This window comes from Streptomyces netropsis (assembly GCF_014203545.1).
In the GTDB taxonomy this organism is placed as follows: domain Bacteria; phylum Actinomycetota; class Actinomycetes; order Streptomycetales; family Streptomycetaceae; genus Streptomyces; species Streptomyces netropsis.
The window spans coordinates 32843-54989 of sequence record NZ_JACHJG010000001.1 but is presented as its reverse complement, the minus strand read 5'-3'; the positions used below and the strand labels follow the sequence as shown (position 1 = coordinate 54989).

Below are 22147 nucleotides of genomic sequence, written 5' to 3'. Positions count from 1 at the left end.
TCACGTATCCATGCTGCCACTCCCCCCTGCCCGACGCACAAACGGGTCCGTGCACGGGCGGGTTCCGCGAGTGACCGCCCCTAGAAATCGTCACTCTGACGAGTAATCGGGGTAGCATCCGTGCCAGACGCCAGGATCGGAATTGCGAGGTAGGGCGAAGTGAACGCTGCGGACCTGGGGCTGCCGGTGGCTGTGCCGTCGACGGCTCTCTTCACCGACCGGTACGAACTCACGATGCTGCAGGCCGCGCTGCGGGCCGGCACCGCCGACCGCCGCTCGGTCTTCGAGGTCTTCACCCGGCGGCTGCCCGAGGGCCGCCGCTACGGCGTCGTCGGGGGCACCGGCCGGGTGCTGGACGCCATCGAGAACTTCCGCTTCGACGCGGACGTGCTGGCCTTCCTGGCCGAGCAGGGCATCGTGGACGAGCCGACGCGGGCGTGGCTCGCCGACTACCGCTTCCGCGGTGACGTCTGGGGCTACCCCGAGGGCGAGGTGTACTTCCCCGGCTCGCCGATCATGCGGGTCGAGGGCACCTTCGCCGAGGCGGTGCTGCTGGAGACCGTCATCCTGTCGATCCTCAACCACGACTCGGCGGTCGCCGCGGCGGCCTCCCGGATGTCGGTCGCGGCGGGCGGGCGGCCGCTGATCGAGATGGGCGCGCGGCGCACGCACGAGCTGGCGGCCGTGGCCGCGGCCCGTGCCGCGTACGTGGGCGGCTTCGCCACCACCTCCGACCTCGCGGCCGGGTTCCGCTACAACATCCCGACCGTCGGCACCAGTGCGCATGCCTTCACCCTGTTGCACGACAGCGAGCGGGACGCCTTCACCGCCCAGGTCGACTCGCTCGGCAGTGGCACGACCCTCCTGGTGGACACCTTCGATGTCACCGAGGCCGTCCGGATGGCCGTGGACATCGCGGGCCCCGGGCTGGGCGCGGTGCGCATCGACTCCGGCGACCTCCTGCTGCTCGCGCACCGGGTGCGGCAGCAGCTCGACGACCTGGGCGCGGTCAAGACGAAGATCGTGGTCACCAGCGACCTGGACGAGTACGCGATCGCCTCGCTGGCGGCCGCGCCCGTCGACGCCTACGGGGTGGGCACCCAGCTGGTGACCGGCAGCGGCCACCCCACCTGCTCGATGGTCTACAAGCTCGTCGCCCGCGCGGACGACGGCGGGGCCGACGCGCCGCTGCGGCCGGTGGCGAAGAAGTCGATGGGCGGCAAGACTTCCATCGGCGGCCGCAAGTGGGCCGCGCGCCGCCTGGACGCCTCCGGGATCGCCGAGGCGGAGGTCGTCGGCACCGGCCCGGTCCCGGAGGTCCTGGCCGACCGGCAGCTGCTCGTGGAGCTCGTACGGGGCGGTGAGGTCGTCGCCCGGGAGCCGCTGGACGCGGCTCGCGACCGGCACGCGGCGGCCCGCGCGGGGCTGCCCATGTCGGCCACCCAGCTCTCGCGCGGCGAGGCGGTCCTGCCGACGGAGTACCTCACCCACGACGTGTGAGGGCACGGGGGCGCACCGGGCCGGTGGGGCGAGCGCCCCGCCGGACACGCCCTCCCGCAACGCGCGGAGAGTCACTACCCTCGGTCACAGCGAGTTGATCCGCACAGTCGGCCGATAACTCCTTCGAAAAGGATCTGCACCATGCATCGTGCGCTGATCATCGTCGACGTGCAGAACGACTTCTGCGAGGGCGGCAGCCTCGCGGTGGCCGGCGGCGCCGACGTGGCCGCAGCCATAACCGACCTGGTCGGCGAGGCGCCCGCCGGATACCGGCACGTCGTCGCCACCCGTGATCACCACATAGACCCCGGTGAGCACTTCTCCGCGCATCCCGATTTCGAACACACCTGGCCGGCGCACTGTGTGGCCGGCACCGAGGGCAGTGGCTTCCACCCGAATTTCGCGCCCGTGATCGCCTCCGGGGCGATCGACGCCGTCTTCGACAAGGGCGCGTACGCGGCCGCGTACAGCGGCTTCGAGGGCACCGACGAGAACGGCACCCCGCTCGCGGACTGGCTGCGCGACCACGGGGTGACCGAGGTGGACGTGGTCGGCCTCGCCACCGACCACTGCGTCCGGGCCACGGCGCTGGACGCGCGGCGCGAGGGGTTCACCACGCAGGTGCTGCTGGACCTGACCGCGGGCGTCGCCCCGCACACCACCCAGCGGGCGCTGGAGGAGCTCCGGGACGCGGGCGTGGAGCTGAGCGGCAAGCCGGTCGTCCAGGTCGGCTGAGGCCTGTCCGGCTCCGCCTGCGGGCCGTCTAGCCGCCTACGGCGGCGGGCGCCCTGCGGGCGTGTCCTCAATCTCCCCCAGCTACCGCTGGGAGGTGCCCCCAGCGGGCTGCGTTCGGCTGAGCTCAGCCACCAAGCCCGTCCGGCGCTTGAGGACACAGCACAGCAGCCCGTCCGGCGATTGAGGACACCGCCGCGCAGCGGAGGTGCACCCACCACGGCCTACGCCGCCCCCGCCGGACGCCGGCGCAGCAACGTGGCGATGGGGTGCCAGGATTCGGTGTCGTCGTCGGGGACGGAGCGCCAGACGAGCCCGTCCGGGTGGTGCAGGACGGCCGTGATCTCGTCGGGGGTGGGCGGCTCGGCGTTGCCGCGCAGGTAGACGGCGCGCAGGCCGAGGTTCCGCAGCCGGGTCAGGGCCCGCTGCCGGTTCGCCGCGTGGACCAGGACGCGTACGCGGGCGCCCGGCGTGCCACCGCCGCCGGGCGGGCTGGGCAGGGGCAGGGCGACGACCACGCTGCCGTCGGGAAGCTTGGCGAATCCACCACCTGCCATCCGCGTCACCCCTCTCCCGCACACCGTCGGAGCGCGGACCACCGGATCACAGGCCGCGGCAGCCGCGCTTTTGACAAGTGTGTCAATAAGAAGGTCATGACAGGCATTCTCAGCACGATCGGCCGCCGCCCGCTAGGGGGCGACGGCCGATCGCGTGTTTGACCTGGGGTGATGCCGTTCAGCTACCGGTTACTGGCCGGTCACTTGCCGGACGGGCTCACCTGGACGGTCATGGTGGAGCCGTTCAGAGCCTCGTGGAGGATCTTGATCCGGGTGTTGGTGTCAGTAACCTTCACACCGCCGGTCGGGTTCGACTCGTCGTAGTACGAGCCCTTGCGGTCGTCGAAGACCGGGGAGCCGGCCTTGCCCTTGACGCGCTTGGCGACACCGTCCTGGTGGACCGTGTAGCCCTGCGCCGGGAACCAGCTGAAGGTCGAGTCGTAGGCCTGGAAGCGGTTGCGCATCAGCTCGCCGCCCGTCCACTTCTCGGCCTTCGGGTGGGCGTCGATCGGGAGGATCCGGCCGGTGCCCGGGTGGGCACTGATGTTGTTGTCCTTCTCCGAGGTGTCCCACTTCCAGATGAGCAGGCCCTTCTGGTACGGGTAGTGCTCGACCCAGCTCGGCTTGGCGGTCTTCCAGCCGAAGTTGTACGGACCGGTCTTGAGGGTCTTGTCGTACGACACGTACTGGCGGTTCTCCGCGATGTAGTACTGCGGGTAGTCCTTGGTGAAGGAGGCGCCGATGCGCGAGAAGCCCTTCGCCGTCCAGCCGTTGTCGCCCGCCTCGGCGCCGTCCGTGACGAGCGCCTTGCCGTCGGCGTTCACGGTGATGGCGTCGGCCGTGAAGCCCTTGCCGCCCGCGCCGCCGTCGGTGGAGTAGCGGAAGCGCAGGTCGACCTTCTTGCCCGCGTAGGCGTCGAGCGGGAAGGCGAGCTTCTTGTACGCGCCGGAGACACCGGTGAGCGCCGGCTTGTCGCCGCCGTCACGGGTGATGGTCTTGCCGTCGGCGGTGCCGTCGAGCGGGGTCCAGTTGGCGCCGCCGTCCGTGGAGACCTCGGCGTAGAGGTAGTCGTAGTTCTCCTCGATGTCCCACCAGCCCGAAAGGTCGAGCGAGGCCTGGGACTTGCCCGTCAGGTCGACCGGCCGGGAGAGGGTGTTCTTCAGGTCGTCGCCCGCGCCGCTCCACCACTGGTGGGAGCCCTCGACGGGCTTGACGACGTCGGTCGTGACCTTCTTCGCGGGGAGGTCGACGACGAGCGCCTGCTTGTCCTTGGTGTTGTACTCCGCCACGCCGAGCTTGTGCGTCGACTTCGTCGCCGCCTTCGCCTTGCCGTAGTTGAGCCAGCCCAGCTGCAGCTTGTCCCAGGCGCTCATGTCGCCGGGCAGCTCGCCGATGGACTCCTTGCCGTTGCCGAGCCAGGAGCCGGAGGACATCAGCGACCAGAAGGCGACCGAGGACTCGCCCTCACCGCTGGTGTCGTACTCGTCCGGCAGGCCCAGGTCGTGGCCGTACTCGTGGGCGAAGACACCGAGGCCGCCGTTCTCCGGCTGCATGGTGTAGTCGCCGACCCAGATGCCGGTGTCGGCGATCTGGGTGCCGCCCGCCTTGTTGGTGGCCGGGCCGGTCTTGCCGGCGTCGGAACCGTAGGCGTACCAGCGGTGCGCCCAGATGGCGTCCTTGCCCTGGGCGCCGCCGCCCGCGGACTCGTCCTCGCCGGCGTGCACGATCTGGAAGTGGTCGATGTAACCGTCGGGCTCGTTGAAGTTGCCGTCGCCGTCGAAGTCGTTACGGTCCCACTGGTCGTACTTGGCCAGCTCCGCCTTGATCGCCGCGTCGCTGCGGCCGGCGGCCTTCTGGTCCTTGACCCACTGGTTCACACCGTCGGCGATCAGGTCCCAGGCGCTCGGGCAGTTGGTGGAGCCGCAGTAGTTCGAGCCGTAACGGGCCTCGTTGTAGGGGACCTTGACCCAGTCGGTGACCTGGCCCTCGACGGAGTAGCGGCCCGAGGACTGCTTCTCGTAGTACTTGGCCAGGGACTCCTTGTTCTTGTCGTGCGAGAAGTAGAGGTCCTGGAAGTACTTGCGGTCGTAGTCCTTCCGCCAGGCCGTGCTGTTGTCCTTCTTGCGGTCGGGCTGGGCTATCTCGTTGTGCGCGGGGCCGGGCTTGCCGCCGTACTTCTTCACCGGCGGCTTGGGGCCGTCGGGGCCGTCCGGGTCGTACATGGTGGTGTCGTCGACCTTGGCGCCGAAGTCGACGAGGATCGTGAAGATCTTGTCGGTCTTCTCCCGGGCCAGCTCGACGTACTTGCCCTTGCCGAGCTTGACGACCTTCGAGCCGCCGCGCTCCTCGGTCTTGGCGTCGCCGGATATGACCTGCTCGAGGGCGGCCTTCCGCTTCGCTTCGTTCTTCTTGGTGTACGGGCCCTTGAGGTCGTGCTCGACGGCGCGCTTGACCTGGTCAGGGTCCTGGCGCTGGATCGTCTGCCGCTCGGCCGGGCCGTCGGACGCGCCCGCTGCCTGGGCGATACCGACCGCGAGGGTGCCGGTGCCGAGTGCGGCGACCACCGTGGCCACGGCGGCGGACCTGGCGATCCTCCGTTGTCTGCTCTTCACTTGTGCTGCCTCCCCAGTAACAACTGTGGAGGTATTTGACCGGACAGTAACAAGAAAAGACAGATCTTGACTGTGACTGTCGGAGCAAGTACGTTACTGGGTCTTTAAGTTGCCGAAATCGGGCATCAACGGGCGCGTCGATCTCGCCTGTTGGACGGCCCGGTGACCCCGTGCGCCCTTCATGCTCCCAACACCGTGGGTTAGGTCACGCTTACCGCAAGTTCCCCCCGGGCAGACAGGACCGTAGAGTCGGTTTGCGGTACGTACCAGCGCCGACTCACCTCCCCCATATCGATGCTCCGAGGACGGATCCCGCCATGCCGCGTCCGACTCCCGCGCAGATCGCCTACGGTTCGGCCACCGTTGTCCTCTCCACCCTCGCCATGCTGCTGCTGTCGCAGACGCGCTCGGGTGCCGGGATCGCGGTCATCGCCCTGTCCGCCCTCGCGCTAGGGCTCCTCGTCGCCCTCCGCGCGCCGCTGCCCCGCCGGGGGCGACACGACGAAGCCCGGGTATCCGCTCAGCGGACACCCGGGCACCCCGGTTCACGGATCAGTGAGCACTCACTGGGCGGCTGAGACCACCACGGTCTTCGCCGCCTTGTCGTGCAGACACTGCTGATACGGCTTGTCCCATGTACACCACAGGACGTTGACCAGCCAGAAGAGGAAGCCACAGCACGGCACGACCTCCGGCAGGGAGTAGACCGCGGCGCGCGTCCAACCCGCGCGGCCCGCCGGGATCGCGCCGTTGTCGAGCATCGCGACCCGGATCTTCATCGCCATCTTGCCGACCGTCTGCCCCCGGCTGGTCAGCATCATCCCCTCGTAGCAGAAGTACACGACGGCGATCACGATCGACAGACTGGTGGACTTGGCGTTGTCGTTCCACGGGTCGTAGTCGCGCCAGGCGAGCGAGAAGATCAGGCTGATCGGCACGCTCACCAGCAGACCGTCGATGATCCGCGCCACCAGTCGGCGCAGCCGTGAGGCGAGCGGCGGCATGCCCGCGAGCGGGTCGCTCGCGCCGTACTGGTCCCCGTACGGATTGCCCGGCCCGCCGCCCCGGGCGCCGCCGCCGTAGGGGTCGTCACCGTACGGCCCGCCGCCGGGCGGGGGGCTCCCGTAGGGCCCGCCGTAGGGCGATCCGGCGGGAGGAGGCTCCGGCGGCCTCTTCTGGAACGGGTCGTCGTCGCGCGGCTGCTCGGTGCTCATGGCCCAAGTGGAACCCAGGGTTCCGGTATGTGCATCCGTCCGCATGCCGTTCGAGTTGCCCCGGTCCGCGGGGCTTCGCCCAAGCGGGGGCTCAGTCCCCGGCGGACGCGACGAACGTACGGGCCGCCTTGTCGTGCCAGCACTGCCGCCACGGCCGGTCGACCAGGCACCACAGCACGTTCACCACGCCGACGACGAGCACGCCCAGCACCCCGTACACCAGCCAGCGGCGCAGCGCCGCCCCGAACGGGACCGTGTCGTGGGACTCGATGTCGAGGACGCGCACCCCGCACAGCTTCTTGCCGAGCGTGCGCCCCCACTTGGCGGTCGGCAGCGCCTCGTAGAGCACGCCGAAGAGCAGCAGCACGCCGAGCACGACGGCCAGATAGGTGCCGGTGGTGCCGTCGAGCAGCCAGACCGTCACGGTCTGCCCGGACTGCTTCGCCTGCCGCACCTTCTCGTCGATGTGGTCGACGGACTTGTCCCACAGCGGCACGGCCGCCGCGCCCACGGCTCCGGCGAGGACGGCGGTGTCGACGAGCCGGGCGGCGAGCCGCCGCCCGAGCGCGGCGGGCCTGCCCTGCGTCTGGCTCATCCTCAGGAACGGGTCGTCCTTGGGCGGCTTCCACCCCATGGCGGCGTCGCCGGGCTGTGCCTGCGCGAGCTGCTGCACCTGCTGGGCCCAGCCGACGGGGGCGGGCCGCTCCTGGCGCTCGTCCCGGCGGGTGGGCGCGGACCGCTCCGGGCGGCTCTCGTCGTGCCGGGGCCGGGGCTGGGGGGCGACGGTGGCGGCGGGCAGCACCGGGCGGCGCTGCTCGGGGCGCTCCCGCTCGGCCGGCGCCGCGGCGGGCGTGTCGACGGCGGCTTCGGCGGCGCGGGCGTCGGGCCACACCTGGGGGGCGGGCGAGAGGTCCGGGTCGGGCTGCGGCCGGGCCGACGGGCGGAGCTGCATCGTGCCGCCGGGCTTGACGGGGGCGGGGCCCGGGCCGGGGCGCTTGGCGCGGATGGTCAGCGTGCCGTCGCCACGGGCGGGCCGGGCGTCACCGCCGCGCGCGCTCCCGGGGCGGCCTTCGGCGCCGGTGCGGCTCTCCGGCGCGGCGGTCGGCGCGGGGTCGGTGGCCGCGCCCGGCAGGCGCGGGTCGCGGGCGGTGGGGAGGGCGGCGCCCCGGGCACCGCTCCGGTCGGCGCGGGGGTCACGAGGGTCACGGGGGTCACGGGGGTCGGCGCCCGAGCCGTCCCGCCCGGCACCCCCGTCCCGCCCGGCCGCCTCGGCGCGGGCGTCGCGCAGCGCGGGCTCCTCGTCCAGGAACATGGGACCGGTCTCCTCCGGCAGCGGCCCGGCGCTCTGCGCGGTGTCCACAGGACGCTCCGCATGACGGTCCACATGACGGGGGGTCTGCTGCGGGGCCGGGGAGACCGGCTGAGGGGTCGGCGGTACGGGGGCGGCGAGCGCGGGGGCCGGGGCGGGGGCCACCCCGGCGGGCGGTGCGGGCATCGGCTCGCCCTCGGCGGGGGCGGGCCGGCTCGTACCGGGCACCCAGGCCGTTCCGCTCCAGAACCGGATATAGCTCGGAATGGAAGGGTCTGGGTACCACCCAAAAGCGGGGCTGCCGTCGACGGATCCTGAGGTAGGGGCGCTCATGGTCTCCGATGTCCCGTATCTGCTCGGCCGTACTGGGGTGTCGTGTCGGTGGGGCGGATGGCGGCAAACAGTCTGCCGCACGCGCGCGAGGTCGTGTATGCCGCTCCGGACCCGGATGACGGGACCTTGTGATCTCTATGCGCAAAAGGCAACCCGGAGCGCAACCAACAGGTCTACCAGACGGCCCAGTCGTCTGTGGCCGTCCTGCGGTCGGGACCACTCACACGTGCGACCGGCCGACGCGGTGCGACCCGCCGTGTCGCCCCGCGAAAAAAATTCGGATGGATGTGGCGAAGTCGCGTAATGGTGTGGGGGTCGATGCGCTCTATCCGGTGCGGGCCCGTTCACAAGGGGCCACGCACCGAGAGAAGCAGAGCAGAGAGGGCGCAACTGATGCACACCGTGGTGGAACGAGAGCTGGAGCTCAGCCTGGTGCTGTCGCCGGAGCGCAGCATCCCTGTACCGGCCAGGCTGACCTACCGTACGAACGACCCGTACGCCGTCCACATCGCCTTTCACGTCACCTCCGAGCTGCCCGTGCACTGGACGTTCGCCCGCGAGTTGCTGGTGGAGGGCGTCTTCCGGCCATGCGGGGTCGGTGATGTGCGGGTGTGGCCGTCCAAGACCGGCCGGCGGTCCGCGGTCTGCGTGGCCCTGACGTCGCCGGACGGCTGCGCGCTGCTGCGCGCGCCCGCGTCGGCGGTGGCGGCGTGGCTGGAGCGGACGCTGCGGGCCGTCCCGCCGGGCACGGAGTCCGAGCTGCTCGGCCTGGACGAGGCCCTGCGCGAGCTGCTGGCCCCGACGCCGGGTGACGACCCGTTGGGGGCGTGAGCCGTGGTCGTCGGACGGGCTGCTGCCCTGTCCTCAAGCGCCGGACGGGCTGCTGTGCTCTGTCCTCGATCGCCGGACGGGCTGCTGTGCTCTGTCCTCAATCGCCGGACGGGCTGCTGTGCTCTGTCCTCAATCGCCGGACGGGCTTGATTTAAGCCCGTCCGGCGCTCGAGGACGCGCCCGCAGGGCGCCCGCCGCCGCAGGCGGCAGGACGGCCGCAGGTCAGGGACCGGTGGGCTCAGCCGCCCGGAGGGCAGAGGTCCAGGACCTTCCCCGGGTTGAGCAGGCCGAGCGGGTCGAAGACCGCCTTGATGCCCCGCTGCATCTCCAGGCCCACCGGCCCGAGTTCCCTGGCCAGCCACTCCTTCTTCAGCACGCCCACGCCGTGCTCGCCGGTGATCGTGCCGCCGAGCTCCAGGCCGAGGGCCATGATCTCGTCGAAGGACTCGCGGGCGCGGCGCGCCTCGTCGGGGTCGGCGGGGTCGAAGCAGACGACGGGGTGGGTGTTGCCGTCCCCGGCGTGCGCGCAGACGCCGATGGTGAGGGCGTACTTCTCGGCGATGGCCGCGGTGCCGTCGAGCATGTCGGCGAGCCGGGAGCGCGGCACGCAGACGTCGTCGATCATCGTGGCGGGTCTGAGGGTCTCCAGGGCGGTCAGCGTCATCCGGCGGGCCTGGAGGAGGAGGTCGGACTCGGCGGCGGAGTCGGCGGGGACGACCTCGGTGGCCCCGGCGGCGGTGCACAGTTCGGCGACGGCCGCGAGGTCGGGGGCCGGGTCGGGGGTGTCGAAGGCGGCGAGCAGCAGGGCTTCGGTGGTGTCGGGCAGGCCCATGTGCGTCATCGCGTTGACGGCACGGACGGACGTGCGGTCCATCAGCTCCAGCAGTGAGGGCGCGTGGCCGCGGGCCATGATCTCGCAGACGGCCGCGCAGGCCGCGGCGGCGGAGGGGAACTCGGCGGCCAGCACCCGCTGTTCGGGCGGTGCGGGCTTGAGCGCGAGGACCGCCCGGACGACGATGCCGAGGCTGCCCTCGGAACCGACGAAGAGACGGGTGAGGTCGTAGCCCGCGACGCCCTTGGCGGTGCGGCGGCCGGTGCTCATCAGCCGCCCGTCGGCGAGGACGACGTCGAGGCCGAGGACGTACTCGGCGGTGACCCCGTACTTGACGCAGCACAGGCCGCCGGAGGCGGTGCCGATGTTGCCGCCGATGGTGCACTGTTCCCAACTGGAGGGGTCCGGCGGATAGTAGAGGCCCTGCTCGGCGACGGCACGGGAGAGGACGGCGTTGACGACCCCCGGCTCGACGACCGCGACCCGGTCGACCGGGTTGATCTCGATGATCCGGTCCATCTTGACGAGCGAGAGCACGATGCAGCCGTCGCTGGCGTTGGCCGCGCCGGACAGCCCCGTGCGGGCCCCTTGCGGGACGACGGGGACGCGCAGCGCGGTCGCGGTGCGCATGACGTGCCGCACCTGCTCGACGGTGCGTGGCAGCACGACGACGGCGGGGGTGCCGGAGGCGCAGAAGCTCGCCATGTCGTTGGCGTACGCGCGGGTGACGTCGGGGTCGGTGAGGACGGCTTCGACGGGGAGGCCTTCGTGGAGCACCTTGATCAGATCGCCCATACCCTCACCTTGTCACCGGACGGGCCGAAAATCAGCCCGCCCGGCGACCTCGGGCGTTCTTGGGGCCCGCCCCCGCTCAGGGGCAGCCGCCCCGCCGGGACCCCCGGTCCGGCTAGAGGTTCCCGCGCTTTTCCTGCTCGCGCTCGATGGCCTCGAAGAGGGCCTTGAAGTTGCCCTTGCCGAAGCCCATGGAGCCGTGCCGCTCGATCATCTCGAAGAAGACGGTGGGGCGGTCCTGGACCGGCTTGGTGAAGATCTGCAGCAGGTAGCCGTCCTCGTCGCGGTCGACGAGGATCTTCAGCTCGCGCAGCGTCTCGACGGGGACGCGGGTCTCGCCGGCCCAGTCGCCGAGGGTGTCGTAGTAGGAGTCGGGGGTGTCCAGGAACTGCACGCCGGACGCGCGCATGGCCCGTACGGTCGCGACGATGTCGTTGGTGGCGAGGGCGATGTGCTGGACGCCGGGGCCGTTGTAGAACTCCAGGTACTCGTCGATCTGGGACTTCTTCTTGGCGATGGCCGGCTCGTTGAGCGGGAACTTCACCTTGCGGGTGCCGTCCGCGACGACCTTCGACATGAGTGCGGAGTACTCGGTGGCGATGTCGTCGCCCACGAACTCCTTCATGTTGGTGAAGGCCATGACGTTGTTGTAGAAGGCGACCCACTCATCCATCTTGCCGAGCTCGACGTTGCCCACACAGTGGTCGATGGCCTGGAAGCGGCGCGGGCCGGGCTCCACGATCGGCTCGGCGGCCACGAAGCCGGGGAGGTAGGGGCCGGTGTAGCCGGCGCGCTCGACCAGGGTGTGGCGGGTCTGCCCGTAGGTGGCGATGGCCGCGACGACGACGGTGCCGTGCTCGTCGGTCAGCTCGTGCGGCTCCTCCAGGCCGGTGGCGCCGTGCTCGAGGGCGTAGGCGTAGGCGTGGCGGACGTCCGGGACCTCGATGGCGAGGTCGACGACGCCGTCGCCGTGCTCGGCGACGTGCTCGGCGAGGAAGCGGCCGCGGTCGGTGGCGGCCTTGATGACGGAGGTGAAGACGAACCGGGCGCCGCCGGACTCCAGGACGTAGCTCGCCGTCTCCCGGCTGCCGTTCTCCGGGCCCGAGTAGGCGACGCGCTTCATGCCGAAGGCGGTGGAGTAGTAGTGGGCGGCCTGCTTGGCGTTGCCGACTGCGAAGACCACCGCGTCCATCCCCTTGACCGGGAACGGGTCGGCCTGCCGTGCGGTGTGAAGGGTGTGATCTGTGGTCTGAGTCATGGTCGCAGCGTCCCGCCGATCCACAACGTGCGCAATAGTTTGTGTTTCCACTGGGCATTCTGTACAGCGCCTGGTCAGGGTTACCGGGCGTTCTGTACAGGATGACCACGAGAGGTGTTGGATGGCGATCGATCGTTTGGACGGCAGCCTGATCGAGCTGCTCGCCGAGGAGCCGCGCATCGGCGTCCTGGAGGCCTCGCGCCGCCTGGGCGTGGCGCGCGGCACCGTGCAGGCGCGGCTGGACCGGTTGCAGTCCCAGGGGGTGATCCGGGGGTTCGGCCCCGATGTGGACCCGGCGGCGCTCGGGTATCCGGTGACGGCCTTCGCGACGCTGGAGATCAAGCAGGGCCAGGGCGCGGACGTGCGGACCCATCTGGCGACCGTCCCCGAGGTGCTGGAGCTGCACACCACCACCGGGCACGGGGACATGCTCTGCCGTCTGGTCGCCCGCTCGAACGCCGACCTTCAGCGGGTGATCGACCGGGTTGTGGGTTTTGATGGCATTGTGCGGGCCTCCACGGCGATCGTCATGGAAAACGCGGTTCCGTTGCGGATCATCCCGCTGGTCAAGCAGGCGTCGGAGGACTGAGGACGCGGACCGGCCGCGCACCGGGGACCGGGCACGAGGGACCGAGCACGAAGCACGAAGCACGAAGCACCGAGGACGAGGTACTGACGACGAGGGAACTGACTCGGCGATATCGGCGAGGAGGAGCGGGTGAGCTTCTGGGAGTACGTCGGCAACCGCCACGCCCAGTTGCTGGCGGACACGTACCAGCACGCCAGCGCGGTGTTCCAGTGCATGGTCGTCGCCACCCTGCTCGGCGTGACGATCGGCGTGGCCACCTACCGCACCGAGTGGGCCGGCAATCTCGCCGTCACCTCGACCGCGACGATCCTGACCATCCCCTCCCTGGCCATGATCGGTCTGCTCATCCCGATCATGGGCCTCGGGGTGGCCCCCACGGTCACGGCGCTGACCCTGTACGGGCTGCTGCCGATCGTCCGCAACTCGATCGTCGGCCTGCGCGGGGTGGACGCCTCGCTGGTGGACGCGGCGACCGGCATCGGCATGTCCCGGCCCGCCCGGCTGTTCCGGGTCGAGCTGCCGCTGGCCTGGCCGCCGATCCTCACCGGCATCCGGGTCTCCACGCAGATGCTGATGGGCATCGCCGCGATCGCCGCCTACGCCTCGGGGCCCGGCCTCGGCAACGAGATCTTCCGGGGCATCTCGTCGCTGGGCAGCGCCAACGCGCTCAACCAGGTGCTCGCGGGGACGCTCGGCATCATCGTCCTCGCGCTGCTCTTCGACGCCGCGTACGTCCTGATCGGCCGGCTGACCATTCCGAGGGGGATCCGTGCCTGAGTCGTCCGCCGCACCACCACCGCGGGGGGCGAAGCAGTCCCCCGCCGGCCCGAAACCGTCCGGCGCCACCATCGTGCTGGAGAACCTCACCAAGCGCTATCCGGGCAGCGCCACCCCCGCCGTGGACAGCGTCAACATGGAGATCAAGGCCGGTGAGCTGGTGGTCTTCGTGGGCCCGTCCGGCTGCGGCAAGACCACCACGATGAAGATGATCAATCGGCTGATCGAGCCGACGTCGGGCCGGATCCGGATCGACGACGAGGACGTCACCGACATGGACCCGGTGAAGCTGCGCCGCAAGATCGGCTACGCGATCCAGTCCTCCGGGCTCTTCCCCCATATGACCGTCGCGCAGAACATCGCGCTCGTGCCGAGGATGACGGGCTGGTCGAAGGCGCGGATCGGCGCCCGGGTGGAGGAGATGCTGGATCTGGTGGGGCTGGACGCGGGCGAGTTCCAGGGCCGCTACCCCCGGCAGCTCTCCGGCGGGCAGCAGCAGCGCGTCGGGGTCGCCCGCGCGCTGGCCGCCGACCCGCCCGTCCTCCTGATGGACGAGCCGTTCGGCGCGGTCGACCCGATCACCCGCGACCACCTCCAGGACGAGCTGATCCGGCTCCAGCACGAGCTGCACAAGACGATCGTCTTCGTCACCCACGACTTCGACGAGGCCATCAAGCTCGGCGACCGCATCGCGGTACTGCGCGAACGCTCGCACATCGCCCAGTTCGACACCCCCGAGGCGATCCTCACCAACCCGGCCGACGACTTCGTCTCCGGCTTCGTCGGCGCCGGCGCGGCGCTCAAGCGGCTCAACCTCACCCGCGTCCGGGACGTGCCGGTGGTGGACTTCCCGACCGCCACCATCGACGACCCGCTCCAGTCGATATTCGACAAGCTGCGCTCGGGCACCACGAACGAGCTGCTGCTGCTGGACCGCCACCACCGCCCGTACAAGTGGCTGCGGCGCGGCGACCTGATGCGCGCCAAGGGATCGCTGGCCCGGGCGGGCACGCTCGTGCACGACACGGTCACCCGGGACGCGACCCTGCGCGACGCACTGGAGGCGGTGCTGACGGACAACACCGGGCGGGTCGCGGTGACCGGGCGGCGCGGGGTGTACGAGGGCGTGGTGGACATGGAGACGCTCATGAACTCCGTCCAGCAACTGCTGGAGGAGGACCGGCTCGACGCCGTGGAGCACCAGCACGAACTGGAGGAGCAGCGCGCCCACCAGACCCGGCAGGAGCAGGAGGGCACGACCGGCGGGCAGGGGGGACGGCCATGAGGCGAGGCCCGGCGCGCCCGGAGGTGACACCGTGACGCGCGGGGACGGGCCGCCGCCCGAGGGCGAACGGCACGCGGGCGAGCACGAGGTCCAGGGCATCGCCTTCCGCGACCCGGAGGAGCCCGGCACCGCCGGACCGCACCCGCGGGGTGCGACCGGTACCGGACTCGACGGCCCCGGCCGCGACGGGCAGTCGCCGCCCGCGCCCACCCCGGCACCCGTGCGCCGCCGCATCACGTGGCAGAAGCTGACCTTCCTGCCCGCCGTCCTGACCGTGGTGCTGCTCGCCACCTGGCTCTGGTTCCGCGGCGCCGACCTCGACTCCATCGCCCGCAACTCCATCGACGACGGCAATGTGTGGCTGCGCCTGCGCCAGCACATCTATCTCACCGTCGTCTCCACCTTCTTCGTGCTGATCATCGCCATTCCGCTGGGCATCCTGCTCACCCGCCGCAGGCTGCGGCCCGCCGCGCCCGTGGTGATGGGGGTCGCCAACGTCGGCCAGGCCACACCCGCGATCGGCCTGCTGGCGCTGCTGGTGATCTGGCTCGGCATCGGCACCCGGGCCGCGCTGATCGGGATCATCGCCTACGCGGTCCTGCCCGTGCTCGCCAACACCGTCGCGGGTCTGAAGGCCATCGACCCGACGCTGGTGGAGGCCGCGCGGGGCATCGGCATGTCCCCCCTCGGGGTGCTGCGCAGGGTCGAACTGCCGCTGGCCGTACCGCTGATCCTCGCGGGGGTGCGCACCGCGCTCGTCCTGAACGTGGGCACGGCGACCCTCGCGTACTTCGGCGGGGGCGGCGGGCTGGGCGACCTGATCGCCTCCGGCATCACCAATCAGCGGATGTCGGTGCTGGTGCTGGGGTCGGTGCTGACGGTGGCGCTGGCGCTGCTGGTGGACTGGCTGGCGTCCCTGGCGGAGCTGCTGCTGCGGCCGCGCGGGCTGGAGGGGGGCACCTGATGGGGGTGCGTACGGGCGGCGCGGCGCGCACGGTCTGGGCCGCGGCCCTCGCGGGCGCGCTGCTGGGCCCGCTCGCCCTCGGCGGCTGCGGTCTGACGAGCGGCTCGCCGATGGTCGACGACGTGGTGCCCGGTTCGGTCGGCCAGGGGCTGCCGCTCAAGGGCGCGGACCTGACCGTGACCTCGAAGAACTTCAGCGAGAACATCATCCTCGGCCAGATCATGGGCCTCGCCTTCAAGGCGGCGGGTGCGAGCGTCCTGGACCGCACCAACATCCAGGGGTCGATCGGCGCCCGCGAGGCGGTCAAGACCGGTGGCGCGGACGGGATGTACGAGTACACCGGCACCGCCTGGATCACCTATCTCGGTCACGACAGGCCGATCACCGACCCGCGGGAGCAGTGGCGGGCGGTGGCGGAGGCGGACGCCCGCAACGGCATCACCTGGCTCGCGCCCGCCGCGCTCAACAACACGTACGCGCTGGCGCTGAACCGGGCGAACGAGAAGAAGTACGGGACGAAGACGCTCTCCGACGTCGCCGCGCTGTCGAAGTCGGACCCGTCGGCGGTGTCGCTGTGCGTGGAGAGCGAGTTCGCGGCCCGCAACGACGGACTGCCGGGGATGGCGAAGGCCTACGGCATGAACGTCCCGGCCTCCCGCATCCAGAAGATGGACGGCGGCATCATCTACACCCAGGTCTCGGGCGGCGGCTCGTGCACGTTCGGAGAGGTCTTCACCACCGACGGCCGCATCAAGGCCATGAACCTCGCGGTGATGGCGGACGACAAGCACTTCTTCCCCAACTACAACGCCGCCCCGGAGATCAACGCCAAGGCGATGAAGAAGTACCCGGCGATCAAGGACGTGCTCGACCCGATCACGGCGAAGCTGACGAACGACGTGGCGCGGGAGCTGAACGCGAAGGTCGACGTGGACGGGGAGGACCCGCACGACGTGGCCAAGGACTGGCTGATCAAGGAGGGGTTCATCAAGAAGGGCTGACGGCCGGTGCCGCCGGGGCCCCGGCGGTGGTCAGCAGCTGGGGACCTTCTGCCCGGCCGCCAGGGCGCGCAGCGAGGCCACCGCGTCCTTCAGCTCGGTCACCGGGATCAGCCGCAGACCGTTCGGGACCTGGCCGTCGGCGTCCGAGCACTCGTCCTTCGGGACGAGGAAGACGGTCGCGCCGTCCCGCTTTGCGGCCTGCGTCTTGAGCGCCACGCCGCCGACCGCGCCCACCGTGCCGTCCGGTTCGATGGTGCCGGTGCCCGCGATCGTCCGGCCGCCGGTGAGGTCGCCGCCGCGGCCGTCGCCGTCGAGCTTGTCGACGATGCCGAGCGCGAAGAACAGCCCGGCGCTCGGCCCGCCGATGTCGGCGAGGCGGAGGTCGACCTTCACGTCCTTCGGGGAACGCTTGAGATAGCGCAGCGCGGCCTGGGCGGCGCTGTCCTGCGACTTCGCCATCTCGGCGAGGTTGTGCTTCTCGGCTTCCTCGTCCGACTTGCCCGGCGGGTAGACGGAGTCGCGCGGCATGACGGCGCGGTCGGAGCGGAACCAGCTGTCGAGGACGTCGCTCAGGCTCGCGTCCACCTGCGGGCCGGTGGCCAGGATGGTGGTCATGCGCAGCTGCCCGCTGGTCCGCCGGCTCGCGGCACCGCTGATGGTGATCACGGGCTTGCGGTCGTCGGAGCCGAGGACGTTCACGGTCGAGCCGGGTTGCGCGATCGCGAACGGCAGCGGCACGAACGCCGCGACCGCGAGCAGGGCGGTGACGAGCGTCGCGCAGACCGCGAGGGTGCGGGCACGCGATCGAGCGAGGAGAGACACAGCTGGCATGCAGCGAATCTAGTTCACTCGTGATCCCGATGTGACGCGGGCCGCGGGCCGCCGGCCGCTGGGCCATGTCCGGCGGATCTTCGGCTGCGGGCCGCCCGTGCCGCCTACGGCGGCAAGCGCCCTTTGAGGACACCGCCGCGCAGCGGTGGTGCGGACGACCCAGGCCTGCCGCGCGCCCTCGCAATGGCGTCGGCGCGGCGGAAGCCGAACCACCCGCCCGGGGGCCCCCGAGGGAACCCGAACAAGCTCAGCGCAGCGTCAGCGCAGGGCGTCCGCGACCTCCTTCGCCGCTTCCATCACCCGGGGGCCGACCCGGGCGGGTACGGAGTCGGCGAGCATGACGACGCCCACGCTGCCCTCGATGCCGGTCACCCCGAGCAGGGGCGCGGCCGCCCCGCTCGCGCCGGCCTCCAGTTCGCCGTGGGTGAGCATGTAGCCGGGGCTGTCGACCTCGCCCCGGCGGGCGGCGAGTATCGCCCGGCCCGCCGCGCCCCGGTCCAGCGGATGCCGGAACCCGGCGCGGTAGGCCACGTGGTAGTCCGTCCACGTCGGCTCGACGACGGCCACCGCGAGCGCCTCGGTGCCGTCGACGAGCGTGAGGTGGGCGGTGGCGCCTATGTCCTCGGCCAGGGAGCGCAGGGCGGGCAGGGCCGCCTCCCGGACGAGCGGATGCACCTGGCGGCCGAGCCGCAGCACACCGAGCCCGACTCTGGCACGGCCGCCTATGTCCCGGCGGACGAGCGCGTGCATCTCCAACGTGGCGAGCAGACGGTAGACGACCGTGCGGTTGACGCCGAGCTTGATGGACAGCTCGGTGACCGTCAGGCCGTGGTCGGTATCGGCGAGCAGTTTGAGGACGCGCAGTCCCCGGTCGAGTGTCTGTGAGGTCTCCGCGGTCACGAGGCCCTCCTCCGATGAGTGGCGGGCTCTCGTCCCGGTGGGGGTTTCGCGCCACCGGTCCCGTCCGGCAGCGCGCGACAAGAGGCCGCCGGCCGCTTGGTCGCATGGCACCGGCTGCGCTCCGCGGCGGCGCTGCCACGGGGCGTGTGCGTGACCGGCACGGTAGCGAGCCGGTCCGCTCAGCGGAAGAGTCTGCCCACAATCCGGTCAGCGTGCGGCTGATTCACGAATATCGAGCAGAGGTTCCCAGCATGCGGACAGCCGTACGACAAACGCCGGACGGGCCGATCAAGCCCGTCCGGCGTTCGAGGACGTCCTACTTCATGCGCGTGGCCCACTCGCGGACCTTGTTGATCCGCTCGTTCAGCTGTCCCGCCGTGGCCTCCGCGCTCGGCGGTCCCCCGCACACCCGGCGCAGCTCGGTGTGGATCACACCGTGCGGCTTGCCGCTCTGGTGCACGTACGCCCCGACCAGGGTGTTGAGCTGCTTGCGCAGCTCCAGCATCTCCTTGTGGGTGACCACCGGCCGCCGCTCGGCGGGCAGTTCGAGCAGGTCGGCCTCCGCGTCGGGCCGCTTGCGGCTGTGCGCGATCTGCCGGGCCTGCCGCTTCTGGAGCAGCATCTGCACCTGGTCCGGCTCCAGCAGGCCCGGGATGCCGAGGTAGTCCTGCTCCTCCGGGCTGCCCGCGTGCGCCTGCATGCCGAACTCGGCCCCGTCGTAGAGGACCCGGTCGAAGACCGCGTCGGACTCCAGCGCCTCGAAGGAGAGCTGGTCGTCCTCGCCGGTGTCCTCGTCCTGCTGGCGCTCGGCCTCGGCGAGGAGCTTGTCCTCCTCGGCGTACGGGTCCTCCTCGCCGTCCTTCTTCGGCTTGTCGAGGACGTGGTCGCGCTCGACCTCCATCTCGTTGGCGAAGGTCAGCAGCGTGGGGATGGTGGGCACGAAGACGGACGCGGTCTCGCCACGGCGGCGCGAGCGCACGAAGCGCCCGACGGCCTGGGCGAAGAACAGCGGCGTGGAGATCGTCGTCGCGTAGACGCCGACGGCCAGGCGGGGCACGTCCACGCCCTCGGACACCATGCGGACGGCGACCATCCAGCGGGCGTCGGAGGCCGCGAAGTCGTCGATGCGCTGGGAGGCCCCGGTGTCGTCGGACAGGACCACCGTCGCCGCCTCGCCGGTGATCTCCCGGATCAGCTTGGCGTAGGCGCGGGCGGAGTCCTGGTCGGCGGCGATGACGAGGGCACCGGCGTCCGGGATGCCCTTGCGGACCTCGGTCAGCCGCTGGTCGGCGGCGCGCAGCACGTTCGGCATCCAGTCGCCGCGCGGGTCCAGGGCGGTGCGCCAGGCCTGCGAGACGGCGTCCTTGGTCATGGGCTCGCCGAGCCGGGCCTCCAGCTCGTCGCCCGCCTTGGTGCGCCAGCGCATGTTGCCGCTGTAGGAGAGGAAGATGACCGGCCGCACGACGCCGTCGGCGAGCGCGTTGCCGTAGCCGTAGGTGTAGTCGGCGGACGAGCGGCGGATGCCGTCGTTGCCCTCCTCGTACGTGACGAAGGGGATGGGGTTGGTGTCGGAGCGGAAGGGCGTGCCGGTCAGGCACAGCCGGCGGGTGGCCGGCTCGAACGCCTCCAGGCACGCCTCGCCCCAGGACCGGGAGTCGCCGGCGTGGTGGATCTCGTCGAGGATGACGAGCGTCTTGCGCTGCTCGCAGCGGTTGCGGTGGAGCATGGGCCGCACACCGACACCGGCGTAGGTGACGGCGACGCCGTGGTACTCGCGGCCGAGGGGGCCGGCGCTGTACTCCGGGTCGAGCTTGATGCCTATCCGGGCGGCGGCCTCGGCCCACTGCTTCTTCAGGTGCTCGGTGGGTGCGACCACGGTCACCTGCTGGACGACGTGGTGGTGCAGCAGCCAGGAGGCGAGGGTGAGGGCGAAGGTGGTCTTGCCCGCGCCCGGGGTGGCGACGGCGAGGAAGTCGCGCGGCTGTTCCTGTACGTACTTCCCCATCGCGCCCTCCTGCCAGGCGCGCAGCTTGTTGGCGGTACCCCAAGGGGCCCGGCCGGGGAAGGCGGGCGAAAGATGGTGATTGGCGGTGGTGGTAGTCACGGTCTCCGTCGGCTGGTTCGGCGATCGGCAACCGCGTCAGCCTACCCGCGTCCGCGGCGCCTCCCGGGTGCTACACCACGGGCTCACCCGGCTGTGGGACAGAGGTCACATCGTTCCAGCCCGTCCGGCGATCGAGGACCGGGGCCCGGGGCGGAGCCCCGGTCACTACCCCCGCGGCTTCAGCCTGGTGGCCACGTACGCCCCCACCACCGCACACGCCGAAGCGAGCACGAAGACGGCGACGAACGCGCCGACCGGCGCAGCCGCACCCCCGTCGGCGACGGCGACCGAACCGCCCCCGCAGGAGACGAAGAGCACACCGGCCAGTCCGACCAGGGTGATGCTGCCGAGCGCGTCGGAGACCTGGAGGGAGGCGGAGTTCGTGCCTTCCTCCCCGGGCCGGGAGAGCTTGAGCAGGAGCACCGCCCCGCCGGAGATCGTGAGCCCCATGCCGTAGCCGCCGACGACCCAGGAGACGGCGACCATCCACACCGGCACCCCGTCGATCAGCACGGTCGACAGCAGCGCGACGGCCAGCGCCAGCAGCGCCATGCCGAGGCTCATCAGCCGCTCGCGGTGCGGCTCGGCGCGGCCGCGGCTCTGGGTGAACGAGGCGAGCGCCCAGCTCAGCCCGCCGCCGGTGAGCGACAGCCCGGCCATCGTCGCCGACAGCCCGCGTTCGGTCACCAGCATCAGCGGGACGAAGGTCTCGGCGGCCAGGAAGGAGCCCTGCGCGATGCCGCGCAGCAGCACGACCGACGGCAGCCCGCGCCCGGCGCGGAAGGTGCCCGGGGGCAGCAGGCGCAGCACGCACGGTACGAGGAGGGCGAGCCCGGCCGCGGCGGGCAGCAGGGACCACGCCTCGAGGTCCTGGCCGGCGTACTGCAGCAGTCCCGCGCCGACGGCCACGGCGAGGGCGAGCCCGACGCGGCTGCGGCCGGGGGCGGCTTCGCGGGCGGCGGCGGGGAGGGCGCGCAGCGCCGGGAGCATCACGGCGAGGGGCAGCAGGACCAGCACGGGGATGGCCAGGAACACCCAGCGCCAGCCGAGCTGCTCGGTGACCGTGCCCGCGACCAGGGGGCCCACGATCACCGGCACGACCCAGGCCGCCGAGAACGAGGCCATGACGGCCGGCCGGAGCCGCTCCGGATAGGCCCGGCCGACCACCACGTACAGCGCGACGATCACCAGCCCGGCGCCGATGCCCTGCACTCCGCGCCCGGCCACGAACATCCACATCCGCCCGGCCGAGCCCGCGATCACCAGGCCCGTGCCGAAGGCGGCGATGCCGGTGAAGAGGGGCACCAGCGGCCCGGTGCGGTCGCACCACTCCCCCGACAGGGTCATCGCGAAGAGGCTCGCCGTGAAGAAGGCGGAGAAGGCGAAGGCGTAGAGCTCGATCCCGTCGAGCGCGTCGGCCGCGACGGGCATGGCGGTGTTGACCGCGCTCGCCTCGAAGGCGATGAGCGAGACGACGGAGACGATGCCGAGGGTGAGCGCCCGGTACCGCCGTCCGAGGACGCCCCCGCCGGGGTCGGAGAGGGGGCCGGTGGACATGTCGGCGGGTATGCCGGCCGGTATGTCGGACGTCGAGGCGCCGGGGGGCTCGGAGGCGGTCATGAGGGCCAGCGTAGGAGCGGGAAAGCCGGTCGACACCTGTCGTGAGACGGGAGTCGACTCGGCAATCCGACGTAGGCCCAAGGGCCTTGCGAGGCGGGTGGGGCGG

Annotated in this window: 18 protein-coding genes and 1 pseudogene; 9 read left to right on the top strand and 10 right to left on the bottom strand. The window is 71.5% G+C overall.

Annotation, left to right across the window (positions count from 1 at the left end; all coding sequences use genetic code 11):
* The first annotated feature begins 159 nt into the window (after positions 1-159).
* Positions 160-1500, top strand: coding sequence for a nicotinate phosphoribosyltransferase (locus tag FHS38_RS00245; protein ID WP_184729443.1), 1341 nt, complete (start codon positions 160-162; stop codon positions 1498-1500).
* A gap of 141 nt (positions 1501-1641) precedes the next feature.
* Positions 1642-2235 carry an isochorismatase family protein gene (locus tag FHS38_RS00240; RefSeq protein WP_184729442.1) on the top strand — a complete coding sequence of 198 codons (594 nt, stop codon included), beginning with the start codon at positions 1642-1644 and terminating at the stop codon, positions 2233-2235.
* Positions 2236-2456: 221 nt separating this feature from the next.
* Here FHS38_RS00240 and FHS38_RS00235 read toward each other — a convergent pair whose 3' ends face one another.
* Entirely contained in the window at positions 2457-2789 is a 333-nt protein-coding gene (locus FHS38_RS00235; protein WP_184729441.1) for a hypothetical protein, read from the bottom strand.
* 200 nt (positions 2790-2989) lie between these two features.
* Positions 2990-5401: an immune inhibitor A domain-containing protein gene (locus FHS38_RS00230; protein ID WP_184729440.1), complete on the bottom strand. Its 2412-nt coding sequence runs from the start codon at positions 5399-5401 to the stop codon at positions 2990-2992.
* Between the two features lie 317 nt (positions 5402-5718).
* Between FHS38_RS00230 and FHS38_RS00225 the strand changes: the two genes are divergently transcribed.
* A complete protein-coding gene (locus tag FHS38_RS00225; RefSeq protein WP_184731190.1) occupies positions 5719-5979 on the top strand; it encodes a hypothetical protein in 261 nt (86 codons plus the stop codon).
* Here FHS38_RS00225 and FHS38_RS00220 read toward each other — a convergent pair.
* Both FHS38_RS00220 and FHS38_RS00215 read right to left on the bottom strand, forming a co-directional pair.
* Positions 5965-6615, bottom strand: coding sequence for an RDD family protein (locus FHS38_RS00220; RefSeq protein WP_184729439.1), 651 nt, complete (start codon positions 6613-6615; stop codon positions 5965-5967). The two genes, FHS38_RS00225 and FHS38_RS00220, sit on opposite strands and share 15 nt — an antisense overlap.
* Before the next feature lie 91 nt (positions 6616-6706).
* Positions 6707-8257 carry an RDD family protein gene (locus FHS38_RS00215; protein WP_184729438.1) on the bottom strand — a complete coding sequence of 517 codons (1551 nt, stop codon included), beginning with the start codon at positions 8255-8257 and terminating at the stop codon, positions 6707-6709.
* Between the two features lie 393 nt (positions 8258-8650).
* On the opposite strand from FHS38_RS00215, the pseudogene FHS38_RS00210 reads away from it, so the two are divergent.
* Positions 8651-9104, top strand: a pseudogene (locus tag FHS38_RS00210) (SsgA family sporulation/cell division regulator); the annotation flags it as partial.
* 222 nt (positions 9105-9326) lie between these two features.
* Here FHS38_RS00210 and FHS38_RS00205 read toward each other — a convergent pair.
* A complete protein-coding gene (locus tag FHS38_RS00205; protein ID WP_184729437.1) occupies positions 9327-10715 on the bottom strand; it encodes an FAD-binding oxidoreductase in 1389 nt (462 codons plus the stop codon).
* Positions 10716-10827: 112 nt separating this feature from the next.
* Positions 10828-11970 carry a 4-hydroxyphenylpyruvate dioxygenase gene (hppD, locus tag FHS38_RS00200; protein WP_184729436.1) on the bottom strand — a complete coding sequence of 381 codons (1143 nt, stop codon included), beginning with the start codon at positions 11968-11970 and terminating at the stop codon, positions 10828-10830.
* A 121-nt stretch (positions 11971-12091) separates the two neighbouring features.
* Here hppD and FHS38_RS00195 point away from each other — a divergent pair, with 121 nt between their 5' ends.
* The 5 genes from FHS38_RS00195 (at position 12092) to FHS38_RS00175 (ending at position 16586) form a co-directional block, all read left to right on the top strand.
* Complete coding sequence (locus FHS38_RS00195) at positions 12092-12559, top strand: Lrp/AsnC family transcriptional regulator (protein ID WP_130878051.1); 468 nt, start codon at positions 12092-12094, stop codon at positions 12557-12559.
* A 129-nt stretch (positions 12560-12688) separates the two neighbouring features.
* On the top strand, positions 12689-13336 hold the full coding sequence (locus FHS38_RS00190; protein ID WP_184729435.1) for an ABC transporter permease: 648 nt from the start codon (positions 12689-12691) through the stop codon (positions 13334-13336).
* Positions 13329-14621: an ABC transporter ATP-binding protein gene (locus tag FHS38_RS00185; protein WP_184729434.1), complete on the top strand. Its 1293-nt coding sequence runs from the start codon at positions 13329-13331 to the stop codon at positions 14619-14621. Before FHS38_RS00190 ends, FHS38_RS00185 begins: the two co-directional genes overlap by 8 nt.
* 31 nt (positions 14622-14652) lie before the next feature.
* Positions 14653-15585 carry an ABC transporter permease gene (locus FHS38_RS00180; RefSeq protein WP_184729433.1) on the top strand — a complete coding sequence of 311 codons (933 nt, stop codon included), beginning with the start codon at positions 14653-14655 and terminating at the stop codon, positions 15583-15585.
* Complete coding sequence (locus FHS38_RS00175) at positions 15585-16586, top strand: glycine betaine ABC transporter substrate-binding protein (protein ID WP_184729432.1); 1002 nt, start codon at positions 15585-15587, stop codon at positions 16584-16586. Before FHS38_RS00180 ends, FHS38_RS00175 begins: the two co-directional genes overlap by 1 nt.
* A gap of 30 nt (positions 16587-16616) precedes the next feature.
* On the opposite strand, the gene FHS38_RS00170 is transcribed toward FHS38_RS00175, so the two are convergent.
* The 4 genes from FHS38_RS00170 to FHS38_RS00155 all read right to left on the bottom strand — a co-directional run bounded on the left by FHS38_RS00170 (position 16617) and on the right by FHS38_RS00155 (position 22041).
* On the bottom strand, positions 16617-17417 hold the full coding sequence (locus FHS38_RS00170; RefSeq protein WP_184729431.1) for a YlbL family protein: 801 nt from the start codon (positions 17415-17417) through the stop codon (positions 16617-16619).
* Positions 17418-17675: 258 nt separating this feature from the next.
* Positions 17676-18317: an IclR family transcriptional regulator gene (locus tag FHS38_RS00165; RefSeq protein WP_130878056.1), complete on the bottom strand. Its 642-nt coding sequence runs from the start codon at positions 18315-18317 to the stop codon at positions 17676-17678.
* Between the two features lie 316 nt (positions 18318-18633).
* The gene (locus tag FHS38_RS00160) at positions 18634-20421 is read right to left on the bottom strand and encodes a DEAD/DEAH box helicase (protein ID WP_130878057.1); all 1788 of its coding nucleotides are present in this window, start codon (positions 20419-20421) and stop codon (positions 18634-18636) included.
* A gap of 165 nt (positions 20422-20586) precedes the next feature.
* Complete coding sequence (locus tag FHS38_RS00155) at positions 20587-22041, bottom strand: MFS transporter (RefSeq protein ID WP_184729429.1); 1455 nt, start codon at positions 22039-22041, stop codon at positions 20587-20589.
* Positions 22042-22147 lie beyond the last annotated feature (106 nt).